Genomic DNA, 4119 nt, shown 5'->3' with positions numbered 1-4119 from the left:
ACTAATTATTCACGATTTTATTAATTATCTGCCTTTTAGTTCATTTTTTTTCTATGTTCGATTCGTCAATTGTGAATATAATCTCAATCAATTATTTAGATAAATAACGTCATTTCGGTCAAATCTGATACACCGTTCACAATAAGCCCATTAAAAGTAATGCCCGAACATTATATGAGTGCCGTTTATGCCGTTATAAATGCATAAATTCCCTGAGAAGCCGAATTAAATTCCTTTCTTATAGGAATAAAGCTTCTTCAGTAGAAATATATATTTTTCCATAATATAACTGATCACCCCACTTGTTATTAATATATTACCAAACTTGGCGAATTGTTAATAAAACCCTACTCAAAACATTAACAACATAACAGTAAACAACTTTTCTCTGTTTACCGTAATGAAAGCCGTATCAGAAAGAACATTTTATTCGCCTTATACTTCTCTTCTTGGTGGGGGGGCCTTTATACCGAATGCGCTTTCACTTCGTACCTGAGACCCTAGAGTTAGAGTTAGAGTTAGAGTTAGAGTTAGAGTTAGAGTTAGAGTTAGAGTTAGGCAGCCTGCCTTTTTACAATGCTACAGATGTAAAAAAGCCAGCAATTAAGCTGGCTTTCTTGGACAGGAGCACTTTGGGTGTGATGGACTTGGTGCGAATCTCCTCTAACCCAACGCAAAACCCCAAGTTTATGGGGTCACATCATACTTTAACAAGTATCCGGGCTTTTAAAGAACCCGTTTTAAGTACTTATTGGCAAGGTGTGATTTCTAAACGGTAGGGCTTATCTATCGCCTGACTAGCATAATATCTGATATAACAATTCTCATTCTTTAATGACTCGATATTACCATTGATAGTTCTCTCAACATTATCAGATGTAGTAATTGTCACTGAATAATTTTGATTGTCTGATGCCGTACGTATTAATGCCCAATCTTCCTTTCCAAAGCGATCACCTAAGTGATCAACCAAGCTTGTCAGCGTGGTTGAATCCGGAGCTGGGTAGCCATACCTAAAGTCACATGGAACGCCACTTTCACACTTAGGAATTGGTACTGTTTGCTTTTTATTATCAAACTGAGGAACTTTCTCCAAACCATGCATCGCCAATACGCCATACCCCATCTCTAGTGATGAAGCTATTGCCCCTTTCATTGCCTGTAAGGCTGAATTTCGCGCATCAACTTGCATGTTTAAGAAACGAGGGGCTGCAGTAACGGCTAAAATGCCCAGAATGACAATCACCACAACGAGCTCAATAAGAGTAAAGCCTTTATTTTTCACACCAGTACCCGACAATAAATTGACACCGAGTGATTTTATTCCCTTTATACCTAGTGTCAATACTCTACAGGGATATGCGTCGCATAAATTCACATTGAACAACCGCCAATTATCAATATTTATAAATACACTCGATGCTCAGAGCAACTTTGTAAATCTACTTATTTGGTTGCTAATAAATGCTGCCAGTTTTCATGCTTATTGAAGTAATGAACGACATAGCTACAGATAGGTGCAATCTTAAGACCTTCCGATTCAATATACGGTAGTACCGTCTCCATCATTCGACCACCCGCCCCTTGCCCCCGTAGCGCATCAGGGACAGAGCTGTGGTCAACATGTAACACATTGCCTTCACGTTGATAGCTCAGCTTTCCCCAGCAATCTGGTGCTAGCTCTATGCGGTATTCGCTGTTTTCCTTGTCGTGAATAACGTTCAGTAGCTCCGCCATATTTTCCTCTCTATTTACTCTTGAGTATTTGGTTTTTGCCTCGCGGCTTTGTATCTATATAATATCGAATATCTAATAGTAGTGAGCAAGTGAATATAATGGGTAGCCCTCTCGCCAATAGCGTAGTCGTATTGGACTTTGAAACCACAGGTTTGTCACCAACCCAAGGTGATCGTGCAATTGAAATTGGTGCGGTTAAATTAGAAAATGGCATTGTTACAGCACAATTCCAACAGCTCATGAACCCGGGTTGCCGTGTTAGCAGTTTCATTGAAGGTTATACTGGCATCACAAATAACATGTTACGCACAGCCCCTTCTTGCGAAGAAGTGATGGATGAATTCGCTGACTTCATTGGTAACGCCAATCTTGTAGCGCACAATGCGTCTTTCGATCAACGATTTCTAGATGCAGAACTTGATATTGTCGGCCGACAGTACGGCGGTACATTTGCTTGTTCAATGCTAATCGCACGTCGTTTATACCAATCAGCGCCAAACCATAAATTAGGTAGCCTTGTTGAATATAAAAACATAGAGACTGATGGTGTTTTTCACCGAGCGTTAGCCGATTCAGAAATGACAGCCAAACTGTGGATGCAGATGCTTGACGACCTTAATCTTGACTTTAAGATTGAACACCCAAGCTTTGAGTTAATGCAGAAAATTGCTAAAAAGAATAAAGCGGCGGTTCCTATGTTTTTGTACCGTGAAGCTAAAAATCTCGCCTAAAATCACACGCATCTTCCTTGCTAAACCGCACCATACAGCCTTTTAAATAAGGTGTGTTGGCAAAATGAGTACACCCAAAGTCATTGGGAACAACCTTGAAACGTCAATACGCCTTAACTATCTTCTACTTATGCTCGTTTAACATCCACATACAAATCCAACCTGCAACTGATAGGCTCTCGGGCATAAACATCAAAACTCATGTTGATAATCTGTTAGGGTGTGTACGCACTCAACATCAGAAGTAGGACGATATAATGCAACTAAGACAATGGTTTCTAACCGTTTGCCTGATAGGCATCACCCTTCCCAGCCTTGCTGAATCTCCCCCAGATAATGTGCAAGAAAAAAAGAGTGAGCCACCCTACTCTGAACTCAGCATGTACGACAAACCACTTATGGAACGTTATGTTTTAGATGAATTAAAAGCATTACGCACCAATCAACAAGATCTTGAACGCCGTATGATTGTTGAGATTACGGATAGAGAATTAACCGTTGCCGACAAATCACTGAACTATGCCAATGTTACCGTCACTTACTTTTTCTATATTATTGCAGGTGTTGCCTCTTTAATTGCACTTATTGGTTGGCAATCTCTACGTGAAATGCGCGTTAACACCAAGAAAATGGCAGATCAACAGCTACAAGAAATTGCTGAACAATACGAGAAGAAGTTCCAAGTATTAGAACGTGAACTTCGCCGTAAAACTCGAAGTATTAGTGATAACAACAAAGAAATCGAAAAAATCAATGAAGTTCATAATCTCTGGCTTCGTGCACAAAACTTCCAAAATCCAGAGCAAAAAATGGAAGTCTATGATGAGATTTTGAAAATTCGTCCAGGCGATTTAGAAGCATTAACACACAAAGCCGATGCTGCAATGGAAATCCGAGAATTCCACTGGGCACTCAGCTTATGTAACCGCGTATTAGAAGTTGATGACTCCAATGCACACGCGCTATATCAACGGGCTTGTGCTTATGCTCGTTTGGGCGTAGATGAACAAGCAATCTCTGATTTAGAACGTTCAATTGCAGAAAGTGCCTTAATGCGTGATCTTGCTGCGGAAGAAGCAGATTTTGAAATGTTACATGGCAATGAACGATTTGACCTTTTGATCGCCACAGCAGATCAACAAGCTTAGCGATGATGACAAAACACACGTAACACACCGCATCTAACTCATCAGCGAAACTGGCAGTATCTCTCTGAATCATAGACGATACTGCCATTCCCCTCCTCTCTTAACATCTCGTTTATCTCCATTTTTTTAAAAGCTATAAATCGCCCAATTAAATATCGAACTCTAACCAATAATTTGACCAACAATCGTCTGTAACACGCTATCAACACCAAAAACACAGCGGTTACAGAGCATTTAATTCGTCAATATTCTTTAATTTAACGAATCATTCACCTCAATTTCCTTTGTACTCTAAACAATTAGTTGTTAGCATACTGCCGAATTGCTAACTAACAGGAGAAAATAACGCGCATTTTGCGCTCACTGGGTACGGCCAGTTTCATCGTCGAATACCCTCGACACCAGAAGGATAAGCCCGTAACAATGCCATATCGAAGGATGTATGAGTTTTCAAAAAGATATTAATAAACCTGTTTTTTTTACTTCATTAGTAATTATTGTAT

The 4119-nt window shown here is 39.8% G+C and carries 4 protein-coding genes; 2 read left to right on the top strand and 2 right to left on the bottom strand.

What is annotated here, in order from left to right:
* Nucleotides 1–748 precede the first annotated feature (748 nt).
* Together ASV53_RS26185 and ASV53_RS23060 are read right to left on the bottom strand one after the other, a co-directional pair.
* Nucleotides 749–1285, bottom strand: coding sequence for a prepilin-type N-terminal cleavage/methylation domain-containing protein (locus tag ASV53_RS26185; protein ID WP_094958856.1), 537 nt, complete (start codon nt 1283–1285; stop codon nt 749–751).
* Between the two features lie 161 nt (nt 1286–1446).
* A complete protein-coding gene (locus ASV53_RS23060) occupies nt 1447–1737 on the bottom strand; it encodes a GNAT family N-acetyltransferase (RefSeq protein ID WP_094958855.1) in 291 nt (96 codons plus the stop codon).
* 98 nt (nt 1738–1835) lie between these two features.
* Here ASV53_RS23060 and ASV53_RS23055 point away from each other — a divergent pair, with 98 nt between their 5' ends.
* Nucleotides 1836–2468: a 3'-5' exonuclease gene (locus ASV53_RS23055; RefSeq protein WP_094958854.1), complete on the top strand. Its 633-nt coding sequence runs from the start codon at nt 1836–1838 to the stop codon at nt 2466–2468.
* A 257-nt stretch (nt 2469–2725) separates the two neighbouring features.
* The gene (locus tag ASV53_RS23050; protein WP_094958853.1) at nt 2726–3616 is read left to right on the top strand and encodes a tetratricopeptide repeat protein; all 891 of its coding nucleotides are present in this window, start codon (nt 2726–2728) and stop codon (nt 3614–3616) included.
* Nucleotides 3617–4119 lie beyond the last annotated feature (503 nt).

The organism is Photobacterium sanguinicancri, assembly GCF_002265265.1.
Lineage (GTDB): Bacteria > Pseudomonadota > Gammaproteobacteria > Enterobacterales > Vibrionaceae > Photobacterium > Photobacterium sanguinicancri.
Note: the sequence above shows the minus strand (reverse complement) of the source record. Positions and strands in the feature narration are given on the sequence as shown.